The sequence below is a fragment of the Amycolatopsis sp. NPDC058340 genome, from assembly GCF_042723975.1.
In the GTDB taxonomy this organism is placed as follows: Bacteria; Actinomycetota; Actinomycetes; order Mycobacteriales; family Pseudonocardiaceae; genus Amycolatopsis.
Window position 1 is genome coordinate 16,325 of record NZ_JBHXIB010000048.1, and the last position, 22,418, is coordinate 38,742.

Here is a 22,418-nt window from a genome sequence, read left to right on the forward strand (position 1 = left end):
ACCGCCCTCGACGGAGGCGCTGGCGCGCCCATGCCCGGATTTATGCGGGGAAGGTCCCCTTCAGCTCCTCGAGGGCCGCACGAAGCAGGCCCTCGACAGGAACTGGACGTCGAGACTTCCTGTCGACGAAGACGTGCACGAAGTGCCCCTCCGCGATCACCGTCTCCTTCGAGTACATCCCGACCTCGTAGCGGACACTGGACCGGCCGAGATGGCCCACCCGCAGGCCGACCTCGAGTTCTCCCGGGAACGACACCGAAGCGTGGTACTTGCACTGCGATTCCACGCACAGCCCGATGACCTCACCGGTCTCGATGTCGAGGCCGCCGCGTTCGATCAACCAGGTGTTGATCACGGTGTCCATCACCGAATAGTGGACGACGTTGTTGACGTGCCCGTAGACGTCGTTGTCCTTCCACCGCAACGGAACCGTCTGCCAGTGCGGATACTCGGCGGTCACCACAGCGTCACCGACTCCCGCAGGATGACGGCGAGGTCGGCCTCGGACGCCTCGCGCGGAGCCGTCGCCAGCAGTCGTTGTTGTTTCACCGTGCCGGAAACCAGTGAGTCCACATCGGACTCGGTGTAGCCGACGGCGCCGATCCCGTTGGGGATGCCGATCTCCCGCATGATCTGCCCGAGTACCGCGGGCAGGTGATCCCGCAGATCGCCCGGCCATTCGTAATCCGGCGCGAGCAGCCTCGCCACCCGGATGTGCCGGTCGGGCGCCGCGTCGAAGGTGAACCGGAACGCCGCCGGCGCCGTCAGCGAGACGGCCATCCCGTGCGGCACCATCGCTTCGTCGCCCGGATAGCCCGAAGGATGGAATTCCCGCACCTGCCCGGCGATCGGGTACGCGTTGGCGTGCGGGATGTGCACCCCGGCGTTGCCGAAACCGAGCCCGGCGAACGTCGCCGCGAGTGCCATCGCCTCGCGCGCCTTCATGTCGGAACCGTCCCGCACGGCCGCGGGCAGCGCCCAGGACAGCAGCCGCAACGACTGCTCGGCGAACATGTCGGCCAGCGGATTCGAGCCACAGTAAGGAACCCGGTCCTCCGGGCGCTTCCGGTCGAACTCGGTGTACGGCTTGGCCGTATAGCTTTCCGCGGCGTGGCAAAGGATGTCCATCCCGCTCGCGGCGGTCACCTCGGGCGGCTGCGAGACCGTCAGCCTCGGGTCGACGACCGCGAGGCTCGGCCGCATCCGGAGATGACTGATGCCGCTCTTCACCCGCAGTGACAACACGTCCAGCACGCAGACCGTGGTGCTCTCCGAGCCCGTCCCGGTCGTGGTCGGCACCGCGACCAGCGGTTTCAGTGGCGAGCTCGGCGCGCGGCCGCCGCCGACCGGCGCGTTGACGTAATCCATCAGGTCGCCGTCGTTGCTGGTCAACAGGTTCACCGCCTTGGCGGTGTCGATGGCCGACCCGCCACCCACGGCGACGAAGGCGTCCCACTCGCCCTGCCCGCGGGCGAAGTCGACGGCCTTCCGCATGCTGACGTCGGTCGGCTCGACGTGTACGCCGTCGAAGACGACGGCTTCGATGCCATAGGTCTCGATACCTTCGGCGATCCGTTGTGGCCAGCCCGTCGCGGCGACCCCCGCGTCGGTCAGGACGAGCACGCGGCGCGCGCCGTACTGGGTGAGGTCGTAGCCGATCTCATCGCTCGACCCGGTGCCGTACTTCAAGGCCGGCGCCCCGTAAGTGAAAACAGTTTCACGTCCGGCGGTGGCTGAGGTCACGTTTTCGTGCTCCCTTGCTCGAACACGTTCCGAATATCGGACATTCCGCCGCTCCGGGGTCGCCGGAATCGGAAGATCGCTTGACGGCACCGATCACCGCCCGCCTAAGCTCTTCTCATTAGATACCAACCGGGAGCGTCCGTCGCCCAGACGGCCGTGCGGATCCTGACCGAGGCGCAGATCCACCGCGTGTACGCGGTGGTGGGTGAGTCCTTCCTGGGTCTGCTCGACGCGCTGCAACGCGAACGCTCGATCACCTTCGTTTCGGCGAGGCACGACTCCGGCGCGGCCTTCATGGCCGAGGCCGAAGGCAAGCTGACCGAGCACCCCGCGGTGCTGCTGGCAGGCCGCGGCCCGAGCGCGGCGAACCTCGCGATCGGCGTGTCCACGGCGTACCAGGACGAGAGCCCGATGGTCGTCCTCCTGGAGAACCCGCCGCAGGATCCCGGCCCGACGAGCGAGCTGCCGACCGCGGACCTGACGGCGATGTTCGAGCCGATCTCGAAGTGGACCGGCCGCGCGGAATCGCCGGACGAGGTCCCCGGTCTGCTGGTCGAGGCGCTGACCCGCTGCCGGGAAGGCAGGCCGGGGCCCACGGTCGTCGCCGTCCCCGCCGACTTCTGGGGTGTCCCGTTCGATTCGGCGAAACCGGTCGCCGCCGTGCGCCCGCCCGCCACCGGCGCGCTCGGCCGGACCGCCGAGGCGGTCGCGCAGCTGGTCGACGAGGCCCGCTACCCGGTGGTGATCGTCGGTGGCCGGGCCCGCGCGGCGCGCGACGAGCTGATCGCCGTCGCCGACGAGCTCGCGCTGCCGGTGTACAACGCCTTCCGCCGCCAGGACGCCTTCCCCGAGAACCACGCGCGCTACGCCGGCCATCTCGGGATCGGCATCCCCGCGCGGCAGCTCGACGCGCTGGAGCGCGCGGATCTCGTGCTCGCGCTGGGCACGCAGCTCGACGAGGTCACCACCCAGTCCTTCCGCTATCCGACGCCGTCGCAGACGCTGGTGCTGGTCGGCACCGGGATCGAGCCCGCCCGCCGCGGCGGCCTGACCTTCCGCGTCGACTCCGAGGTCGAGCCCTTCCTGCGTGAACTGCGCAATGTGGCCTCGCCGAGGCAGCGGCGCGCGTCGGCCGCGAACGCCGCGGTGCACACCTTCATGACGCCGCCCGACACCAGCGGCGCCACCCGCGTCCACCCCGCCGACGTCATCCGCGCGGTCCGCAAACTCGCGCCCGAAGACGCGATCGTGACCAGCGACGCGGGCAACTTCGCCCAGTTCATGCACCGCTACTGGTGTTTCACCGCGCCGCGCAGCCAGCTCGGGCCGAGCAACGCGGCCATGGGCTACGCGGTCCCCGCGGCGGTCGCGGCGAAACTCGCCGAACCACGCCGGACGGTGATCGCGATGGCGGGCGACGGCGGTGCGCTGATGACCGGGCAGGAGATCGAGACCGCCGTCCGCTACCGCGTTCCGGTGACCGTCCTGGTGTTCCAGAACGGAGTGCACGGCCCGCTCGCCGTCCACCAGGCACGCAAACACGGGCGGCTTTCGGGGGTCACCGTCCCCATCACCGACTTCGCCTCGTGGGCGCGCGGGCTCGGCGCCGCCGGGTACACCGTGGACGATCGGGAAGAGCTGGAGCCGATCATCGCGAGCGCGCTGGTGCGGCAACGGCCTTGTGTGATCGACATCCGCACGGATCCGGACGTGGTGACGCCGGACATCCGGCTGACGAGCCTGCTGGGCGCGTCGAGGCCGCAACAGGGCGGCCAGTAGGGGCCGCCACGCCGATTACCGGGCGGTACTTTTTCTCAGGGGATACACAGAAACCCTTGTGGCGCCGCCTTCACCTGCTCCAAAGGGTGGGAACGAGGTGACGACTCGGCCGACTTTCGGTCGCGGACACCGGATTTTGTCGGTCGGCCGTGGCACAATCGCGGCAACACCGAGAGTCCGATATGGACCGGGCAATGGCCGGTGTGGTTGTTGGCACGCAGTACGTACGCAGAGCGTTGTGTTGACACTGGGAGAAAACATGGCTGACGAAGCGAAGCCACAGGACAAGTCCGTTTCCGGCGTGGTGCCGGTGCTGTTCAGCGCGGACGCGGAGACCCACGACATCGCCGTCGTGGCCACGAACCGGGAGGCGTTGCGCCGTTCGCCGTTCGGCAACGAGGCGCCGTTGCGCGCGGCCAGCGGGGAATAGCCCGGCCGGTCGCGTCGACGGCCGGAGAGGTACAGTGCGTCGGCGCACACCCGGGTGATGGCGCTTGTCGGCCTGCGTGAGGTGTGCTTTACTGCTTCAGGTCTCGTTTTTTGTGTTCGTGTTGGTTCACGCTCGCAGAACTCAGCGGGCGTAGTGTCTCCTCGTGTTTCCGGGGAAGCAAACCGTCTGGTCATGACCCGGGCTGCCGACGTGGCTTCCTGTTTGTTTGTGTTGCATATGGAGATTTTATGACTCAGGGCACTGTGAAGTGGTTCAACTCCGAGAAGGGGTTCGGCTTCATCACTCCCGACAACGGCGGCGGCGACGTCTTCGTGCACTACAGCGAGATCAAGGGCAACGGCTTCCGTACCCTCGAGGAGAACGCCCGCGTGGAGTTCGAGATCGGGCAGGGCGCGAAGGGTCCGCAGGCCACCTCGGTCACCGTGATCTGATCCAGGTTTTCCAAGCAGGGCCGTCATCCCCTCGGGGAGGCGGCCCTGCTGCTTTTCCGGGCGATCACGCGAGTTCCGCCGCCGATCACGTGAGTGCGGTGCCTGCCGCCCCGATCCTGACGAAAGTCGAGGCCTGCGCCTGACTTTCGGGCGCTGTCTCGCGTCGCCCGCCCCGGCGACGATTCCGTCATGAACGGTAAAACCGGCCGATGGATCGGCGGAGTGGCACTGATTCTCGCCCCGCTCGTGTGGTTCGCGGGGTTGTCGCTGCGGCATCTGGTGCTGAAGGACTTCACGCCGGAGCAAGTCGCATGGTTCGACCAACAGCCCTTCGCCGCGCCCGGCCAGCTGGCCGCGTACGCCGCGAACCCCGCCTTCGTGACGGCCGCGTACTCGGTCTTCCTGCTCGGGGCGATCCTCCTGCTACCGGCTTTCCTGATGCTGGCGAAGATCGTCGCGGCGAAGGTGCCGGCACTGGCCGTCTGGGGATTCCTTCTGCTCGCGTTGGGTTTGTTCGCACGGGTCTACTTCGCCGGCATCGATCTGGCGGCCTTCGAGCTCGTCGACAAGCTCGGCCTGGACCAGGCGACGAGGCTCGTGATGGACGACTACGTCGACCTGTCCTACGGGTGGTGGCGGATCCCGGTCACCGCGTCGGTCGGCCAATACGCCGGTGGACTGCTGCTGGCCATCGGGGCGTTCCGGGCAGGCACCTTCGGCACCGGGCGGGCGCTGCTGTTCCTCTGGCCGTGCACCCTCTGGATGGGGGTGCTCAAGGAAAGCGAGTTCCTGAGCGTCGTCACCGCGGTGGCCCTCGGCCTGGTGCTCGTCCCGCTCGGCGTCCGCGTCCTGACGGGCAGGAGTGCCGCCGACCGGAAACCTCGGCCGCTTTCCTGGTGACGCGACCGGCAAATCCGTGGTCGTCGTCCTCCCCTTCGCCCGCCGGAGTCACGGTGACTTTGTGATGCAACCTCGTGCAACTCTTTCTTTCGCGGCCCGGACGTCGTTTCCTAGTAGGGACTTGGCGCGGCAGCGGAGGACATGTGGGCGAAGCGGTTGCGGGGATCGTGGCGAACCCCGCTTCGGAGCGTGACATCCAGAGCCTGCGTTCGGCACTGAGGGTGGCCGGCGTCGGCCGCGTGATGGTGTGGACCGACGCGGGCAAGATCATCGGCACCGTCCGCCGGATGGTGGACGCGGGTGCGAGCGTGCTCATCTGCCTCGGCAACGAGAGCATGATGCGGGCCGCGGCGGCCGCCTGTGGTGACGTCCCGCTGCTGATGCTGCCCGCCGGGGGCGCCGACGAGTCCACCGTCGCCGGGCTCGCCGCCGGGCTGGTGGCCACCCATCAGGTGGACACGGACCTGGTCACGAACCGCGCCACCGTGCTCGAGGTCGTCACGAAGGCCCGCCGTGAGATCGCGCTGATCGACGTCAGCGTGTGCTCGGAGAGCCGGTGGGATCCCGCGTCGCTGACCGAGCTGTACTGCACGTTCGCGGTTCCGGACGGGGTCGGGCTGTCGAGTATCCCCGGACGCCTTTGTCCCAGCCCGAAGTCCACTGTGGACGGCGTCGCGGTCTCGCTCGGGCCGGTCGACGAGACGCCGTACGTCGTGCAGGCGCCGATCGCGCCCGGCGAGGTCCGGGCGGTGGGGGTACGCGGCTGGAGCGTGCTGCACGCCGGGGTCCGCGTCGATCTCGCCGCCGCCGGCGGCTCCATCGCGCTGGACGGCCAGCCGCATTTCGTGCTCAAGCCCGGAGAGAGCGCTTTCGTCGAATTGAAGCCCGATGGGCCGTGGTGCGTCGACGTCCGCGCGGTGATGGCCGAGGCCACCAGGACCGGCCTGCTGCTCGGCCGGAAACCGACGGGGGCCTTTTCCCCGTCCCTCCTGGCGGACGCGCCCTTCCCCGGATAGACCGCGCCCAGGTCACAGAGACCTTCCGCTCCCCGGGACACCCGGGCACACTGGCCTGAACAGAGCAGAAGGAGTAGGCCAGGTGCAGCTCGAGGCGGCGCTGCCGGTCGGCGCGGATCCGCGGCGGCACGCGCGTGTCCTCGCCGAAGTGCGCGAGGCCGTGCTCGCGGGGACCACGCTCCCCGGCAGGCCACGTGCGGTCATCGGCGCGTCATGGCAGCGAATGCGGCGACTAGGTCTGGACCCGGACCGCGGCTCACCGACGTCTCCGCTCGCCCCGGAACAGCTGGAAGCCCGGCGTCGTGACAGCGGCCTCGCGACCGTCCTCCCCGCCCTTCGCGGCGGTCTGGTCGGCCTCGCCGAACAGGCCGCGCACATCATGGTCGTCGTCGACGCCGACGGCCGGGTGCTCTGGCGCGACGGCAGCACCGCGGTCCGCCGTCGCGCCGACGGGCTCGGCTTCGTCGAAGGGGCCGACTGGCACGAGCCCGCCACGGGTACCAACGCCATCGGGACGGCGCTGGTCGCCAGGCATCCGGTGCAGGTCTATTCGGCCGAGCACTACGTCAGCAACCAGCACGACTGGACCTGCGCCGCCGCGCCACTGCACGATCCGAGGACCGGGAGACTGCTCGGCGCCGTCGACCTCTCCGGACCGGCCTCCACCGTGCATCCGTCCACCCTCGCCCTGGTCGACGCGGTCGCGAAGCTCGCCGAAGCGCATCTGCGCACCACGCATCTCTCGGATCTCGAACGGTTGCGCGGGCTGGCCACACCCCTGCTCGCCAAGGTGAAGGGCCGGGCGGTCATCACCGACCCGCACGGCTGGATCGCGGCCTCGGCGGGGCTCGTCCCGGTCGGCCGGATCGCGCTGCCGAACGACGCGGCCCCCGGCCGCACCTGGCTGCCGGCGTACGGGAACTGCCTGCTGGAGCCGCTGCCCGGAGGCTGGCTCGTCCGGCTCACCGAGGAGGAGGACGCGCCACCGACCCGGGTCGTGCTCGATCTGAGGTCTTCGCGGGAAAGCACGCTGCGCGTCTCGGGCGCGGCCGGCACCTGGTCGCATCGGCTCAGCCCGCGGCACGCGGAGATGCTGTACGTCCTCGCGCGCCATCGTGAAGGGCGGTCGGCCTCGGAACTTTCGCTCGACCTCTTCGGCGACGCCGGGCGCACCGTCACCGTCCGCGCGGAGATGTCCAGGATGCGGCGGCATTTCGGTGGGTTCCTGCTGGCCAGGCCGTACCGGTTCGACGACGACGTCGAGGTCGTCATCGAACGGCCCGCCGACGGCGAGGTCCTGCCGCATTCCGTCGCGCCCGCCGTCCGGGGTTGAGTTCCATCCCCGCCTCAACCCGCCGGTGGTCCCGCTCCACCCGTCGGCGTGCCTAACGTCCGTGACATGGGAAAAATGAACGTGAAAGGCCTGTTGGGGCTGGTGGTCGTGGGTGTCGTCGTGCTGCTCGGGTTCCTGGCCTACCGGCTGATCCTGGTCGAGATGATCACGCGGCTGAGCGAGCACTGAGGGGGGAGATGGGGAAGCGGGAGAAGCCGCTGCTGCCGGACACGATCGCGCCGAGCTGGCTCGTCGTCCAGGCGCTCGGTACGGCCGCGGTCGTGGTCGTACTGCTGACCGCGAGCGAGTCCAGTCCGTGGATCTGGACGGCGTACGGCGTCAGCGGGGCCTGCTGGCTGGGTTTCGTGGCGGCTTCTCCGCGTTTCCCCCGGGTGGCGACCGTGCTGCTCGCGGTGGCGAGTGTCGCGCCGTCGATCGCGCTCGGCTGGGCGGAGGACTCCTCCGCCATCGTGCTGGCGGTGGTCACGGTCAGCCGGTTCGCCACCCTGACCGAGCCGTCGGTGGCCGCCATCGTGGGGGTGGTGGGGCTCGACGCGAGCCTCGCGGCGGTCACCGGCCTGGTCGCGGGCGCGACCGAACCACTGGTGTTCGGCAATGTGGGTGTGCTGCTCGTACTGATGCTGCTGGGATTGAACCGGCGGCAGTACGAGGTGCAGGCGGCGCAGGCGGCGGCGTTGCTGGAGCAGACCAAGCTGGCGCAGACCGAACACGCGCGGGCGGCGGCGCTCGACGAGCGCACCCGGATCGCCAGGGAGATCCACGACGTGCTCGCGCATTCGCTGGGGGCGCTGGGAGTCCACCTGGAGGTCGCCGAGGCGCTGCTCGCCGAGAAGTCCGATGTGGACGGTGCGCTCGGCAGGGTCCGGTTGTCACGGCGGTTGGCGGCGGACGGGCTCGCCGAGGCACGGGACGCGGTCGCCGCCCTGCGCAGCGACGTCCCGTCGCCCGCCGAAGCCCTGCGGCAGCTGGCCGCCGCGCATCACGGTGGGGCGTCCTTCGAGGTGGTGGGCGAGCAACGGCCGCTGCCGTCCGCCGCGGTGGTCTCGCTGGTCGGGGTCGCGCGGGAGGCGCTGACCAACGCGGCCAAACACGCCTCCGGGCGGCCGGTGTCGCTCCGGCTCCACTTCACCGAGGCGGAGGTTCGCCTGCGAGTGTGGAACGAACTCGGCGAAACCGTCCGATCGGAGGACACCGGCGGGTTCGGGCTCACCGGGATGAGGGAGCGGCTCGCGCTCGCCGGTGGCACGCTGACCGCGGGCCCGGACGACGGGCGCTGGACGGTGGAGGCGGTGGTGCGGGCGTGATCCGGGTGGTCGTGGTCGATGACCAGCAGGTCATGCGCGAAGGGCTCGTCGCGCTGCTCGGCCTGATCGACGGGATCGAGGTCGCCGGCGCCGCGGGCGACGGACGGCAGGCGCTCGACCTGCTCCGCCACACCGCGGCCGACGTCGTGCTGATGGACCTGCGCATGCCCGTCCTGGACGGGGTGGCCGCGACCAGGCTGCTCAAACGCGATCACCCGGAGGTCGCGGTCGTCGTCCTCACGACGTACGCGGACGACGCGTCGATCGCCGACGCGGTACGAGCCGGCGCCCGCGGCTACCTGACCAAGGACGCCGGACGCGCCGAGATCGGGACGGCCGTCCGCTCGGCCGCCAACGGACAGGCGATCTTCGCCGCGGAGGTCTCCGACAGACTCGTCGCCGCGCTCGACGCGCGACCGGTCACGCGGGCCAAGGTCGAACTGCCCGACGGACTCACCACGCGCGAAGCCGAAGTGCTCGGCCTCATCACGCGGGGGCTGTCCAATCCGGAAATCGCCGCCGAGCTGTTCATCGGCGAGGCGACCGTGAAAAGCCATATCAACCACGCCTTCGCCAAGATCGGTGTGCGCAATCGTGCGGAGGCCGTGCGGTACGGCCTGGAAAAAGGGCTTTGACCCTGCCCGCAGATCACGTGCCGATGACACACGCCGGTGTCACTGGCTGCGCTGATCCCGACTCGGATACCTTCTGTGCGGATGGAGCCAATGGGGAGGATCGGCGATGACGAGCACTGTGACCCGGCCGGGGAGCCCCGCGCCACCCCCCGCGCCGGAAGGCCGCGGCGGGATCGCCGGGCTGCTCGAGCTGCCGGGGAACGGGATCCGCGCGATCGTCCGGTCCGCGGCGACCACGCCGGGCAGGCTGTCGGTGATCGCGATCGGGCTCGTCCTGCTGTCGCTGGTCGCGGGGCTGTTCGGCACGCTGGCGGCGCAGGACAAGAAGGACACGATCAACGGCCTGATCGACCACCGCGAACCGCTGGCCGCCGCCGCGCAACAGGTCTATCGCGCGCTTTCGGACGCCGACGCGACCGCGGCCAGTTCGTTCCTCTCCATCGGCACCGAGCCGCTCCCGATGCGCCAGCGGTACGAACGCGACATCGCGGAGGCCGGGGCGGCACTGGCGAAGGCGGCATCGGACTCGTCCGGCGCCGGCAAGGCGGCCGAACAGATCAACATCCTCGGCCGCGAGATCCCCGTCTACACGGGACTGATCGAGACGGCGCGCGTCTACAACCGGCAGGGTTATCCCGTCGGTGCCTCGTATCTGCGTGAGGCGTCGGAGCTGATGCGGTCGAAAATCCTTCCCGCCGCACAGGAGCTCTACCGGACCGACACCGACCGGCTCGCCGCCGAACAGGACGACGCGACCGGTTTCCCTTGGCTGTCAACGGCTTTGGTGCTCGCCCTGCTCGCCGCACTGATCGTCACGCAGGTGCACCTGACGCGGAAGACCAACCGGCTGCTGAACGTCGGGCTCGTCGTCGCGACCGCGTCGGTGGTGGTCGCCCTGCTGTGGGGCGCGGTCGCGCTGATCGTGCAGAGCACCCTCGTGAGCAGCGGTGAAGAAGACGGCTCGCACCAGGTGGACGTGCTCGTCCGCGCCAGGATCGCGGCGCTGCAGGCGCGCGCCGACGAAACGCTGACCCTCGTCGCCCGCGGCGACGGCGCGGCGTACGAAAAGAACTTCGGCGATCTCGCCGCGCAACTCGGCGGGACGGACGGCCAAGGCGGTCTGCTGGGCGAGGCCCGCGGGCTCGCGGCCGGCGGCGCGGCGGCGGAGAAGGTGGACGCGGCCATCCAGGCGGCGTCGGCGTGGTTCAAGGCGCACGGCGAGGTGCGGCGGCAGGACGACGACGGCTTCTACCAGGACGCCGTCGCCACCGCCATCCGCGACGACAAGAAGGACGGCGCGGCCGGGGCGTTCCTGCGGCTCGACGAGAACCTGGTGGCCGCGATCAATGTGGGACGACAGGAATTCCTCGACGACACCCGCGGCGCCGATCGAGCGCTGACCCTGCTCGCGCCGGGAATCGCGGTGCTGGCGGTGCTGGCGGCGGCGGGGTCGGCCCTGGGAATCCGTGAACGGCTGAGGGAGTACCGGTGATGCGGAACGGTCTGCGAACGGCCGTGCTCGGCGCGGTGTTGGTGCTGGCGACGGCTTGCGGCAGCGCGGGGACGCCGGTCGACCCGGCACCCGTCGGCGACGTCGCGCCGCCGCTGCCCGCGAACGTCGGCGGCGCCGACAACACCGGCGGTGGCGGGACGACCGACACGAGCTGCAACCCGTTGGCCAGCCTGCGGCCGACCAACGGCACGTCGATCACCAGCGGGTCGACGATGGCGAAGATCAAGGAGAACGGCAAGCTCGTCGCGGGTGTCGACCAGACGACGTTCCTGTTCGGCTTCCGGAATCCGACGTCGGGCCAGCTCGAAGGCTTCGACATCGACATGGTCAACGAGATCGCGAAGGCGATCTTCGGCAGCGCGGAAGGCCGCGTGCAGTTCCGGGCGATCCCGTCGAAACTCCGGGAAGAAGTGCTCGAGAAGAAGCAGGTCGACATCGTGGTGCGGACCTACAGCATCACCTGCAGCCGGCTGAAGAAGGTCAACTTCTCGACCGCTTATTACCAGGCGGGGCAACGGATCCTGGTCGAATCCGGCTCGAAGGTCACGCAACTGGCGGACCTCGCCGGGCGGCGGGTGTGCGCGACCAAGACGTCGACGTCGCTCACGAAGATCGCGGCGGATCCGTCGAAGCCGGTGCCGGTCTCGGTGGACAACTGGTCGGACTGCCTGGTGATGCTGCAGCAGAAGCAGGTCGAGGCCGTGTCGACGGATGACGTCATCCTCGCCGGGATGCTCGCGCAGGACCCGACGCTGAAGATCGTGGGGGACCGGTTCACCGAGGAGAACTACGGCATCGGGATCCCGAAGGAGAACGAGGACATGGTGCGGTACGTGAACGCCGTGCTGGAGAACGTGCGCGGCGGCGCGTGGCAGGCGAGCTACGCGAAATGGATCGGGAACAAACTCGAGGGCGGGACGCCGCCGTCGCCCCAGTACAAATGAGAACGGGCCGTTCGGGAATCGCTCCCGAACGGCCCGCTTGCTCTTACGGGGACTTGTCGCCGATCACCGGCGGCACCGGCTTCATCTCGCCTTCGTAGCCGCCGAACAAGACGTCGGCGTCTTCCTCCTGCAGGTAGTTCGGGGCCTTCTTTTCCTTGTCCTCTTCCTTCTGCCCCTTGCCACCGGGCGCACCGGCACCCATCGGACCGTGCCCGCCGCCGCTCTTGCCCGCCGCGGCCGCGCCACCCCGGGTGACCCGCTCCTCCGGCAGCTTGCCCGACCCGGACCCGCCGCCCTTGCCCGCGAGCTTCTCGGCGTCACCGGCCGAAACCTTGCCGCCCGCGAGCCGCTCGGCGACGTTGCCCGACCCGCCGTTGCGCCCGAAGCCGCCACTGGTCAACCGGTTCGCCGCACTGCCACCCGGCCCGCTCGGCGTCCGGCCGGGCTTGCCGCGATACTGCTCGCTGCCGAGCCGGCCAAGCCCGGTGGGCCCCGGTCCGTTCATCGCCGCCAACCCCGGCCCCGGCCCCGGCCGGAACGACCCCGGCGGCCCACTGACCGGCTGATTCGGCCCCGGCCCGCCGGTGTGCCCGCCACCCGTCGTGATCCCGGGCCCCGGCGCCGGCCCGCTCGGACCACCCGGCATCCCTGGCCCTGGACCACTGCTGGGCCCAGGCCCCGGCCCGCCGCTGAACCCCCTCGGCTCGGTACCCCCGGAAAACCCGGACGCCGTCGTCGACTCGCCCATCTCCGGCGGCGGGGCGAACGTGGGCTGCTTGGAATTGACGTCGAAGAGCGACTGGTCGTAGTTGTGCATCACCTGCGCGGCCTGCTGATGCGCCTGGAACGACTGCTCCTGCTTGGCCGAGATGTTGCCCACCGTGTCCACCGCGCCGGCGAGATTCCCCGTCGCGAGCTGGTTGAGGGCGTTCTTGTACTCGGCGTTGCGGTCGAAGGGGACCTCTTCGGGCATCGAGTTCTTCGCGGTGGTCGCCGCCGCGGCGGACTGGGAGAAGCGGTTGGATGCGAGATACGCGCCGTCGCCCGCGGTGTCGGCCCATCTGCTGAGGCTTTTGAAGAATCCGTGGGCGGCTTCTGCCGAAGTGCCTTGCCAGTGGGCGCCCTCTTTACTGGCGGCGGAGCTGAGTGCGCTGCTGAAGGTGTTCAGCGCGTCGCCCTGTTTGTTCCAGATCTCGCCCTTTTGGTCGATCTTCTCGGCGGAGAGGTTGTTGGTGACCATGCCGATCAGGTCGCTGTGCGAGTTGCCCTCGTAGCGCTGACCCGACGGCCCGAGCCCGGCCCGGAACTGCTGGCCATGGGCCAGGGTTTCGGCCTGCTCACCCGAGTATTGGGCGGCCTTCGCCTCCGCCGTCAACCGCGCGGTCAGGGAGTTGCCGCCTGGACCTTGGTTGACCTCGTCGTAAGTCTCCGCGTAGCGCTTTCCCTCGTACGTCCGGTGCGCTTTGCCGTCGAGGTTCAGCGCCGAGTCGACCTTGCCCTGCTCGGCGTTGTTCGCCATGGTCCCCTCCCTATTCTGGTCAGCCGCCTTGGGGAAGCTTCGGTGCGATCTGCTCGGCGATGTCTTTGGCGTCGGCGCACGACTGTTCGTTCGTGCCACTCGACAGAGTCACGCTCACCGTGGCCCTGGATTTTTCCGTGACCGAAATTCCGATCAGGCAATTCCCTTTACCGCCGCCGCCGGAAATTTCTACCGCCTTCTTTCCTGCCACGCTTGTCTCGCTGGTCTGGCCGCCGTCCGGTTTCAGGTCGGAAATGCCGGCGTTCTCGACAAGGTATGTGGTGGCGGTGCCATAGCGTGGCTTGTTGGCGCGGCAGCCGTTATCGCTCTGGTAGGTCTCCGGGGCTGCCGGACCGAACCCCTTCTCGCTGGTGATCGGTTCCAAGAGATCGCATGCCTTCAAATCGCCGAAAATTCCCTCGGCGGGTGGTGCTGTCACTGGTTGGCTGGAAGTGGCCGCGGTCGCTGTCGGTGTCCCGGTTTTCTCCGAGGTACATCCGGAAACAGTCAGCAGAGAGATGGGCAGGAAGAGAAAGGCGGCAATTTTTTTGACCCGACGGTCGGCTGTGCTCATCTAATCGAAATCCTTGTTGAGGTTAGACAGGTCGACACTCGCGGCGTGATCGCTCGACTTGTACTTGCTTATGGCCGTGTCGATTGCACCGCGGGCGCGTTCGACTACGTTCTGAAGCGTTTCGAGTTGCGTTTTGGCGGACTGATCGTCACCTGAAGCGACCAAGCTCATGTGCCGGCCGACTTCGCCCGCGTACGGACTACCACCCAGCTCAGGTGATTGCGCGAGGTTCTCGAACATGTCCTTGTGGATGCCCCAAGAGTCCAGGTAGTCGTTGAGCGCGGTCTTGTAGGCCTCGCCCATCTCAGGGCTAACCGCGAATCGCCCCTCGTTCGCGGCCTTCACCATCGCATCGGCCTGTGCCGAGAAGTCGCCCAGAATGTCCGAGAAGTTGCCCGGCGGTCCGCCGGTGCCGTCCGTCATGGTCTCTCCCCTGTACCAAGTCCCGGTTACTCGTAGCGCTCGTCAGATCACGATATCAGCGGAAACGGCCCCGAAGGCCGCCTTCCGGCGAGGATCACGCGCTGCCGACGCGGGCGGCTTCGACCAGGCTACGGGCCCGTCTTAGTAGGCGAGCAGCACTCGTATGGGTGAACGTTTGCCGCCTGGGTGAGGTGGGCTGCTTCATGTCTCCGACCGTGTCCACCAGGCCGCGATGCCGCCCGATTCGAGCAGCTTCTCAGGTTCATCGAGGCAACTGTGCAGCGATCCTTTCCGCGATGGGGCGAACGTCGACACAGGCTTGCTCGTTTGTGCCGGTGGTGAGGGTCAAGCTAACCGATACGCGGGCATGCGGCGTCACGGACAGTCCGATGAGGCAGGCGCTGGTACTTCCGCCGAAGCCGGAGATTTCGACGGCATCCCGGCCGGACACGGTAGTGGGACGCTGGGCCCCTTCGCCCTTGTCGTACTGGTCGATCCCGGCGTTGTCGACCAGGTACGTGCTCACGGAACCGTAGCGCGGTTTCAGTGTTTGGCAGCCGTTGTCGCTCTCGTACTGCGCCTCTTGAGGGTCCTGGAAGCCTCGTGCGCTCGTGATCGGCGACAGAAGGTCACAGGCTTTGATCTCGTCGAATACCCCGGACGGGGCGTTCGACGAGCTTCGTGAAGGACCGGCTGGGGTATTCGGTGCCGGCGAAGATGTGCGCGGATTGGTTCCAGTGCATGCGAAGAGGGTCAGTCCCGTGGCTGCCATCGTCGCTGCCAGTTTCCGGCGCCTGGTAATTCCCATGGCTTCTCTCGCTCGGTTCTTCCCGGCTGCTTTCATGGAGTCGGCTTGCCGCAAATCAGCTTCCCTGAGGCAGCTTCGAGGCGAGTTGCTCGGCGACGTCCCTGGAAGAGACACAGGCCTCCTCGTTCGAGCCCTTGAGGAGGGTGGTCCCTACGGTCATGCGAGCCCGAGGGCCGACCGCGACGCCGACCATGCAGGTGTAGATGCCACCCGACCCCGGTATCTCCACGGCGTCCCGTCCGGCGACCTGCGTGGATATCTTGGCGCCGCGCCCCGAGACAGCTCATCGATTCCGGCTTCGTCGACCAGATAGGTGCTGATAACGCCGTACTCGCTCTTCTGAGCCTGGCATCCGTTGTCGCTCTCATAGTCTTCTTCTGTCGGCTTGGCGAACCCTTTTGCTGTGGTCACCGGTTCGAGCAGTGCGCAGGCCTTCAGATCACCGAAGATCTCCGCGGAGTTCGCTGTCTGTGAAGTGGTGATAGCCGACGTCGACAGAGGAGCCGGAGGGCCGGCCGATCGTGCGAACAGCCCGAAGCCGTGAATGCGATCGTGAGGATCGTGGGAAGCGCTGCGTTGCGGACGTTGACCTTCATTGGTTGTGGGTCCCGATCGAGTTGGCTTGTAGCGGAAACGGCCTCGAAGGCCGCCTTCCGGCGAGGATCACGCGCTGCCGACGCGGGCGGCTTCGACCAGGTCGTGGACCCATCGGGCCAGGTGAGAGCCACTCGTCGGGGTGAACGTGCGGCGGACTTCGCCGTCGGGGAAGCGGTCGGTGGTGAGCATGAAGCGGCCCTGAAGGCTGTCGAACCACTGGACGCTTTTCTGCTGCGGTTTGCCCCGGTCGTCGCACAGGGTGAGGCTGATCGTGCCCAGTCGCGCGAGCGGGTGCTCGAAGAAACGGGCGGCCGCGCCCAGGCGGAGGTTGTCCGGGTCTTCGTCGAAGGGGTCGTCCGGTCGTTTGGCCGGGGGGAGCGTGCTGGACGTCGTCACCCGGCCGGGGAACGGCTGCAGGGACGGCAGATAGCCGAGCAGGGTCGCGACGACCTGTTCGGGGTAGACCGGCTCGAAGAGGATGTCGAAGCCGCGCTGCTCGCTCACGATGCCGAGGCGGCTGTTCCACGCGCCCCGATAGAGGTATTCGGCGTCCTGCTCGACCTCGTGCGCCTCCATGGTGACGACGAAATCCCCGGTGGCCCAGAGCCGGAGGGACTGCTCGTAGTCGCGCAGGAGTTCGCGGCCGCGGGCGAAGCCCCGGTCGGCCAGCCCGGCCCAGATCTCTTCGCAGTGCCGCTCGCGTTCGGTGATGGTGGTTCCGACGGTCGGGATCTCGAAGGGCAGCACGAATCTGCCGAGCCCGAGATCCTCGAGTACGACGTCGAGCTGGGCCATCGACATCGAAAATGACGCAGGCACCGGTCCCTCCCCCTCATCACCTGCTGAATCGGTTCTCTCCCGCACCGTAGCGGGTTCGACCCGGCGCGGGCACGACCCGGCCGCTCACCTCTAATCCATCCATGCCCCGCCACCGCCCTCAACGGAGGAGTTGCGCTCCCAGGCATAGACTCTGGGGAGACGTGGTCGCGGGGATTTCGGGAGGTACCAGTGTCGGAAGAGCCGCGCCGTCCTAGGCACGCAGCGCCGGACGACGTCACGCCGGACCGTGAGGCGGAGTCCGCCTCCTGGACGCCACCGGCGCCGGTCCGCTGGGAAACGCCCGAACCGTCCATTTCCGGCAGGCTCGATCTCGCCGAACCCAAGCAGGAGCCTCAGCCGGAGAAGGACGCCGAGCGCACGGTTTACCACGCGCCCGTCCAGCGTCCGCAGACTCCGCCGCGCGGCCAGCAGCGGCCGATCCCCGGCGCCGAGGACCCGACACGCCCGCCGGGTGACATGGCCCCGGTGAGCCCGCAGACCCAGGTCGTCCGCCCCGCGTGGCAGGCGCCCGCCGACGCGCCGCAGCCGACCAGCGTGCTCGCTTCGCCGGCGCCGGAGACACAAAGCATCATGCCGCCGACGCCGCGCGTCGACAGCGGCCCGGGGCCGTTGCCGGACCCGGGCACGGAAAGCGTCCTCCCCGAACGTTCCAGCGAAAGCCGCGGCACGGGCACCGGCACCGGATCGGGCAGCCGCGGCACCGGAACCGGGACCGGAACGGGATCGTTCCCCGGCACCGCGCGCCGGACGTCGTCCCGCACGTCGCGTCGCGGCCGTCTCGGCGCCGGGCTCGTCGATGTCCCGCAAGTGCCGTACCGCGACCCGGCGTCCGCCGTCCTCGAGAACCCGATGGTGTCCGAGGAGAAACGCTTCTGCGGCAGCTGCAGTGCCAAGGTCGGCCGCGGCAAGGACGGCAAGCCCGGGGCGCCCGAGGGCAAGTGCGAGAAGTGCGGCAACCCGTTCTCCTTCGTCCCGAAGCTGCGGCCGAACGAGATCGTCGGCGGCCAGTACGAGGTGCTCGGCGCGCTCGCGTACGGCGGCCTCGGCTGGATCTACCTCGCGCAGGACCACAACGTCAGCGACCGCTGGGTGGTGCTCAAGGGCCTGATCGACACCGGTGACGCCACCGCGATGGCGGCCGCCGCCAACGAGCAGCGCTTCCTCGCCGAGGTCGAGCACCCCAACATCGTCAAGATCCACAACTTCGTGCAGCACCCGGACGGCGACACCGGCAACTCGGTCGGGTACATCGTCATGGAGTACGTCGGCGGCCAGTCGCTGCGCCAGCTCGCGCTCGCGCACCACCGCGAGACGAAACGCCCGGAGCCGCTGCCGATCGGCCAGGTGATCGCCTACGGGCTGGAGATCCTGCCCGCCATGGGCTATCTGCACGGCCAGAACCTGCTGTACTGCGATCTCAAGCCCGACAACGTCATCCAGACGCACGAACAGCTCAAGCTGATCGACCTCGGCGCGGTCCGCCGCATCGACGACTACGAGAGCCCGCTGTTCTTCACCACCGGCTACAGCGCGCCGGAGCTGGCGACACACGGCGCTTCGGTGGCATCGGACCTGTACACGGTCGGCCGCACGCTCGCCGTGCTCAGCTTCGAATTCTCCGGCTACACCACCAAGTACAAGACGACCCTGCCCGGCCCGGACGTCGTGCCGCTGTTCGCGCTCTTCGGTTCGTACTACCGCTTCCTGAAGCGCGCGACGCACACCGACCCGGATCGCCGGTTCATCGCGGCCGAGGAGATGGCCGACCAGCTGACCGGTGTGCTGCGCGAGATCATGGCGCTGGGCACCGGGAAACCGCGCCCTGGCGCGTCGACCGTCTTCGGGCCGGAGACCCGCACGTTCGGCGTCGACATGGTCGTCCCGGAACACGGCGGGAGCGTGCCGCTGCCGGATCCGGGTGAGGTGGTCGCCGGGTTGCCGATCCCGCAGGTCGACACGGACGATCCGGCGGCGGGCGTGCTCGCGTCGACGGTCGCGCTCGATCCCGCGGGGGCGATCGAGTCGCTGGCCGGGGCACCGCGCGAGTCGATCGAGGTCCGGCTGCGCATCGTCCGCGCCCGGATCGAGCTCGGTGAGCTGGTCGAGGCACAGCGGCAGCTGCAGGCCGCGCAGTACCTCGCGATCAAGGCCGGTTTCCCGCACGACTGGCGGATCGACTGGTACCGAGGCCTGATCGAGCTCGCGGGCGGGCGGTCCCGCGTCGCGCACGTCGCGTTCGAAGCGGTGTACGACGATCTTCCCGGGGAGATCGCGCCGAAGCTGGCCTTGGCCGTCAGCGCGGAGGGTGTCGGGGACTACTTCGGCGCCGCGCGCTACTACGAGCTGGTGTGGCGAACGGACCGGTCGTACGTCAGCGCCGCCTTCGGGCTCGCTCGCGTGTACCTCGCGCAAGGCGCCAGGGCCAGCGCGATCGAGGTGCTGGAGGCCGTCCCGGCGTCGTCGTCGCATCACGTAGCCGCACAGGTGGCCGCGATCAAGATCAAGACCAGGATCAACGGCGGCGGCAAGGATCCGGTGATGGTGTCCGAGCGGGACCTAGTCGACGCCTCGACACGGTTGGAGCGCCTGCAGCTCGACGCCGAACGCCGCACCCGGTTGTCGGCGGAGGTCCTCGAAGCGGCGTACGGCTGGCTGAACTCGCAGAACCAGCCGACACCGGGCGCGAAGGTGCTGGGCTGTGCCCTGGACGAGCGAGACCTGCGGTTCGGGCTCGAACGCTGCTATCGCACGTTGGCGCGGTTGGCCGGATCGGTCGACCAGCGGGTCGAACTCGTCGACAAGGCGAACGCGATCCGACCGCGAACCCTCACCTAGCCACGCATTTCGTCCTCTGAATGCGGTGGTTCGGCGTACGAACCACCGCGTTCAGAGGACTAAATGCTCAGGGGTTGATGTCCCACTCGCGGGCGCGCTGGGCCTTCTCGTGCGCGGCGGCGAGTTTCTGCAGCGCCTCGGGATCACCGTGGGTGCTGAAATGCTCGAACTCGACCCGCACGAACAACGCCCGCGCGCGCACCGCGACGGGGCCGTCTTCGGCGTCGAGCCGTCCGTCGGCGCTCACGTAGATCTTCCGGCCGGCGATGCCGTCCAGTTTCGTGGCGATGTAGAGGGTCGAGCCGACCGGGACCGGCCGGAGGAAATCCGTCTCCAGTTTCCCGGTGACGGCGGGGCGGCGCAGCAGGTTGCCGACGGTCGCGCCGAGCGCCTCGTCGAAGGCGCAGGCCAGCAGTCCGCCGTGGGCGAGGCCGGGCGCACCCTGGTGGGCGGAGGTGACGGTGAACTTGGAGTACACCGTCGTCCCTTCGCCCACCGTCGAATGCAGGTGGAGCCCGGCCTCGATCTCGTCGCCGCACCCGAAACACTCACCGAAGTGGATGCCGAGGTGGCTGCCCTGCTTGGGGGCTTCCGGGTGGACGGTCGCCGGTTCGACTTCGACCGGCGGCCACGGCTGCGAGATACGGCTCATGTAAAGACGTTAACTCGCCGGTAGCTCCGAAGCGCCGCCGGGAGTGGCCGTTTCCGGTTTCCGGCGCCGCGCGATCCGCGAATTCACGATGCCGCGCAGCGACACCCCGGCCGTTTCGGGCAGCAGCAGGATCGGGATGGCCGCGATCGCCGCCGCGCCCATCAGGTAGTACGCGGGCCACAGGTTGTCGCCGGTCGAGGTCACCAGGCTGCCGATGATGTACGACGCCGTGCCACCGAAGGCCGCCGTCGAAACGCTGTACCCGATGGAGAAGCCGCCGTAGCGTTCCTGCGTCGGGAACATCGCCGGCAGCGTCGCGGCCAGCACGGCCAGGATCAGCACCAGCGGCACGGCGATCATCAGCACGCCGAGCGTGAGCTGCCAGCCGTTCTGGTCGTCCGCGGCCGCGCCCATCAGTGAGAACGCCGGGATCGGGAGCACCAGGAAGCTCGCACAGCTCGCGATCAGGATGGGTTTTCGCCCGATCCGGTCGGACAGCATGCCGATCGGCACGATCAAGATCAGCATCAGCGCGATGGTCGCCAGGATGATCAGCAACGGCGCGTGCCCGCTGAATCCGACCACGTCCTTGAGATACGTCTCCAGGTACGTGATCACGATGTAGTCGGCGACGTTCAGCATCACCACGATGCCGATGAGGTGCAGGATCGACGTCCAGTGCTTCTTGAGCAGCGCCTTCAGCGGCGACTTCTCGACCTGGTCCTTCTTCTCGATCTCCTGGAACAGCGGGGTGTCCTCCAGCTTGTTCCGCAGGTAGAGACCGACGATGCCGAGCGGGCCCGCGATCAGGAACGGCAGGCGCCAGCCCCATTCGCGCATGGCCTCGTCGCCGAGCACGACGGTGAAGATCGTGACGAAGCCGGCGCCCATCGCGAAACCGACGAGCGTGCCGAATTCCAGCCAGCTGCCCCAGAAACCACGGCGCCGGGCCGGCGCGTACTCGGCGATGAACGTCGCCGCGCCGCCGTACTCACCGCCCGCCGAGAAGCCTTGGATGGTGCGCAACAGGATCAGCAGGACCGCCGCGGCCGGGCCGATCGTCGCGTAGGACGGCAACAGGCCGATGATGAACGTCGACCCGGACATCAGGATGATCGTCAGCGCGAGCACCTTCTGGCGCCCGATCTTGTCCCCCAGCGGACCGAACACGAAGCTGCCGAACGGCCGGACGATGAACGTGATCGCCAAGACCGCGAAGGTCGCCAGAGCGCCTTCGGAAGTGCTCGACGCGTTGAAGAAGACTTGCCCCAGAATGGCCGGCATGAAGCCGAAAACACCGAAGTCGTACCACTCGATGCAGTTACCCATCGCCGCACCGGCGACGGCCTTTCTGATCTGTTCAGGTGGGGCCTCCGCCGGTTCCCCTTTTTCCTGATGTGACGCGCTCAGCGCCTCTTCGGCCATGGGTTTGACCTCCCGACCCACCCGTTTACTTACCCATCGTCGAGGGTTTGTTCCCTCGACCGTAGGGGTTCAAACGTCCGTGTTCAGCGTTTTGGATCGGAGGTGAGAGCGCCGTTCCCCCAAGACGGTGACGAACCACCAGGTGAAGCCGATGTCGGAGAATTTCCGATTACTTTGGGTCACACTTCGGGAATCGGACGTTCCGGACGAAGGATCAGCGAGTCGAGGTCGTCGTCGGGGGCTCGCTCGGCTGCTTCGTCGGGATGGGCGCGCGCGGGGGGACGGTGGTCGTCGTGCGGCCGGGCGTGACGGTCCTCGGCGTCGAACGCGGCTGATGGGTCGTCGGGGCCGACGAGGCCGCGGGTGGCGCCTCGGGAGTGACCTCCGGCCGAGGGGTCGACTCGGACGGCGCGGGCGAGACCGGGGCGGGGGCGATGGTCGACAGGCCCGGCCCCGCGGGTTGGACCGGCGCGGACCCCTCACCACCGCGACCGCCGACGGCGATCGCGCCGAACACGATCACCCCGATCGTCGCCAGCGAACTCCCCGCCACGGCCAGCCGTTTGCGTCGTCGCCGGATCCGGCCACCCCGCTCGATGATGTCCGCCGCCCGGATGCCCAGCGGGGGACCGCTCACGCCGTGCGAAAGCACGCCTTTGATGTCCTCGTCCATCT

At 68.7% G+C, this 22,418-nt stretch carries 22 protein-coding genes; 12 read left to right on the plus strand and 10 right to left on the minus strand.

What is annotated here, in order from left to right; all coding sequences use genetic code 11:
* Window positions 1-40: 40 nt before the first annotated feature.
* Together ACFWIW_RS33935 and ACFWIW_RS33940 are read right to left on the minus strand one after the other, a co-directional pair.
* Window positions 41-463: an acyl-CoA thioesterase gene (locus tag ACFWIW_RS33935; RefSeq protein ID WP_378372216.1), complete on the minus strand. Its 423-nt coding sequence runs from the start codon at window positions 461-463 to the stop codon at window positions 41-43.
* Window positions 457-1,689, minus strand: a complete 1,233-nt coding sequence (locus ACFWIW_RS33940) for a hydroxyacid-oxoacid transhydrogenase (protein ID WP_378372217.1) — start codon at window positions 1,687-1,689, stop codon at window positions 457-459. Before ACFWIW_RS33940 ends, ACFWIW_RS33935 begins: the two co-directional genes overlap by 7 nt.
* A 171-nt stretch (window positions 1,690-1,860) precedes the next feature.
* Between ACFWIW_RS33940 and ACFWIW_RS33945 the strand changes: the two genes are divergently transcribed.
* From ACFWIW_RS33945 to ACFWIW_RS33995, 11 genes are all read left to right on the plus strand, one after another.
* Window positions 1,861-3,522 (plus strand): thiamine pyrophosphate-binding protein, encoded by a 1,662-nt coding sequence (locus ACFWIW_RS33945; RefSeq protein ID WP_378372248.1) that lies wholly within the window; start codon window positions 1,861-1,863, stop codon window positions 3,520-3,522.
* 259 nt (window positions 3,523-3,781) lie between these two features.
* Window positions 3,782-3,952, plus strand: a complete 171-nt coding sequence (locus ACFWIW_RS33950; RefSeq protein ID WP_162836881.1) for a hypothetical protein — start codon at window positions 3,782-3,784, stop codon at window positions 3,950-3,952.
* Window positions 3,953-4,200: 248 nt separating this feature from the next.
* Complete coding sequence (locus ACFWIW_RS33955) at window positions 4,201-4,404, plus strand: cold-shock protein (RefSeq protein WP_005163378.1); 204 nt, start codon at window positions 4,201-4,203, stop codon at window positions 4,402-4,404.
* 189 nt (window positions 4,405-4,593) lie between these two features.
* On the plus strand, window positions 4,594-5,304 hold the full coding sequence (locus ACFWIW_RS33960; protein WP_378372218.1) for a hypothetical protein: 711 nt from the start codon (window positions 4,594-4,596) through the stop codon (window positions 5,302-5,304).
* Between the two features lie 143 nt (window positions 5,305-5,447).
* The gene (locus ACFWIW_RS33965; RefSeq protein WP_378372219.1) at window positions 5,448-6,320 is read left to right on the plus strand and encodes an ATP-NAD kinase; all 873 of its coding nucleotides are present in this window, start codon (window positions 5,448-5,450) and stop codon (window positions 6,318-6,320) included.
* Between the two features lie 82 nt (window positions 6,321-6,402).
* On the plus strand, window positions 6,403-7,653 hold the full coding sequence (locus tag ACFWIW_RS33970) for a GAF domain-containing protein (protein WP_378372220.1): 1,251 nt from the start codon (window positions 6,403-6,405) through the stop codon (window positions 7,651-7,653).
* 66 nt (window positions 7,654-7,719) lie between these two features.
* Complete coding sequence (locus ACFWIW_RS33975) at window positions 7,720-7,842, plus strand: hypothetical protein (protein WP_378372221.1); 123 nt, start codon at window positions 7,720-7,722, stop codon at window positions 7,840-7,842.
* An 8-nt stretch (window positions 7,843-7,850) separates the two neighbouring features.
* Window positions 7,851-8,978, plus strand: coding sequence for a sensor histidine kinase (locus ACFWIW_RS33980; RefSeq protein WP_378372222.1), 1,128 nt, complete (start codon window positions 7,851-7,853; stop codon window positions 8,976-8,978).
* The gene (locus ACFWIW_RS33985) at window positions 8,975-9,613 is read left to right on the plus strand and encodes a response regulator (RefSeq protein WP_378372223.1); all 639 of its coding nucleotides are present in this window, start codon (window positions 8,975-8,977) and stop codon (window positions 9,611-9,613) included. The genes ACFWIW_RS33980 and ACFWIW_RS33985 overlap by 4 nt, the downstream gene beginning before the upstream one ends.
* A 106-nt stretch (window positions 9,614-9,719) precedes the next feature.
* Window positions 9,720-11,105 carry a hypothetical protein gene (locus tag ACFWIW_RS33990; protein ID WP_378372224.1) on the plus strand — a complete coding sequence of 462 codons (1,386 nt, stop codon included), beginning with the start codon at window positions 9,720-9,722 and terminating at the stop codon, window positions 11,103-11,105.
* On the plus strand, window positions 11,105-12,070 hold the full coding sequence (locus ACFWIW_RS33995) for a glutamate ABC transporter substrate-binding protein (protein WP_378372225.1): 966 nt from the start codon (window positions 11,105-11,107) through the stop codon (window positions 12,068-12,070). The genes ACFWIW_RS33990 and ACFWIW_RS33995 overlap by 1 nt, the downstream gene beginning before the upstream one ends.
* 43 nt (window positions 12,071-12,113) lie before the next feature.
* Here ACFWIW_RS33995 and ACFWIW_RS34000 read toward each other — a convergent pair whose 3' ends face one another.
* The 5 genes from ACFWIW_RS34000 to ACFWIW_RS34020 form a co-directional block, all read right to left on the minus strand.
* Window positions 12,114-13,589: a hypothetical protein gene (locus tag ACFWIW_RS34000; protein WP_378372226.1), complete on the minus strand. Its 1,476-nt coding sequence runs from the start codon at window positions 13,587-13,589 to the stop codon at window positions 12,114-12,116.
* A gap of 19 nt (window positions 13,590-13,608) precedes the next feature.
* Entirely contained in the window at window positions 13,609-14,163 is a 555-nt protein-coding gene (locus tag ACFWIW_RS34005; protein WP_378372227.1) for a DUF3558 family protein, read from the minus strand.
* On the minus strand, window positions 14,164-14,586 hold the full coding sequence (locus ACFWIW_RS34010; protein WP_378372228.1) for a hypothetical protein: 423 nt from the start codon (window positions 14,584-14,586) through the stop codon (window positions 14,164-14,166). It abuts the gene before it with no gap.
* Between the two features lie 262 nt (window positions 14,587-14,848).
* Window positions 14,849-15,358 carry a DUF3558 family protein gene (locus ACFWIW_RS34015; RefSeq protein ID WP_378372229.1) on the minus strand — a complete coding sequence of 170 codons (510 nt, stop codon included), beginning with the start codon at window positions 15,356-15,358 and terminating at the stop codon, window positions 14,849-14,851.
* 699 nt (window positions 15,359-16,057) lie between these two features.
* Complete coding sequence (locus ACFWIW_RS34020) at window positions 16,058-16,810, minus strand: ESX secretion-associated protein EspG (protein ID WP_378372230.1); 753 nt, start codon at window positions 16,808-16,810, stop codon at window positions 16,058-16,060.
* Window positions 16,811-16,999: 189 nt separating this feature from the next.
* Between ACFWIW_RS34020 and ACFWIW_RS34025 the strand changes: the two genes are divergently transcribed.
* Complete coding sequence (locus tag ACFWIW_RS34025; protein WP_378372231.1) at window positions 17,000-19,666, plus strand: tetratricopeptide repeat protein; 2,667 nt, start codon at window positions 17,000-17,002, stop codon at window positions 19,664-19,666.
* A gap of 67 nt (window positions 19,667-19,733) precedes the next feature.
* Here the strand turns inward: ACFWIW_RS34025 and ACFWIW_RS34030 are convergent, their stop codons facing one another.
* From ACFWIW_RS34030 to ACFWIW_RS34040, 3 genes are all read right to left on the minus strand, one after another.
* Window positions 19,734-20,318, minus strand: a complete 585-nt coding sequence (locus ACFWIW_RS34030) for a PaaI family thioesterase (protein ID WP_016330842.1) — start codon at window positions 20,316-20,318, stop codon at window positions 19,734-19,736.
* A gap of 9 nt (window positions 20,319-20,327) precedes the next feature.
* Complete coding sequence (locus ACFWIW_RS34035; protein ID WP_378372232.1) at window positions 20,328-21,743, minus strand: MFS transporter; 1,416 nt, start codon at window positions 21,741-21,743, stop codon at window positions 20,328-20,330.
* A gap of 214 nt (window positions 21,744-21,957) precedes the next feature.
* Window positions 21,958-22,416 (minus strand): hypothetical protein, encoded by a 459-nt coding sequence (locus ACFWIW_RS34040; protein WP_378372233.1) that lies wholly within the window; start codon window positions 22,414-22,416, stop codon window positions 21,958-21,960.
* Between the last annotated feature and the right edge of the window lie 2 nt (window positions 22,417-22,418).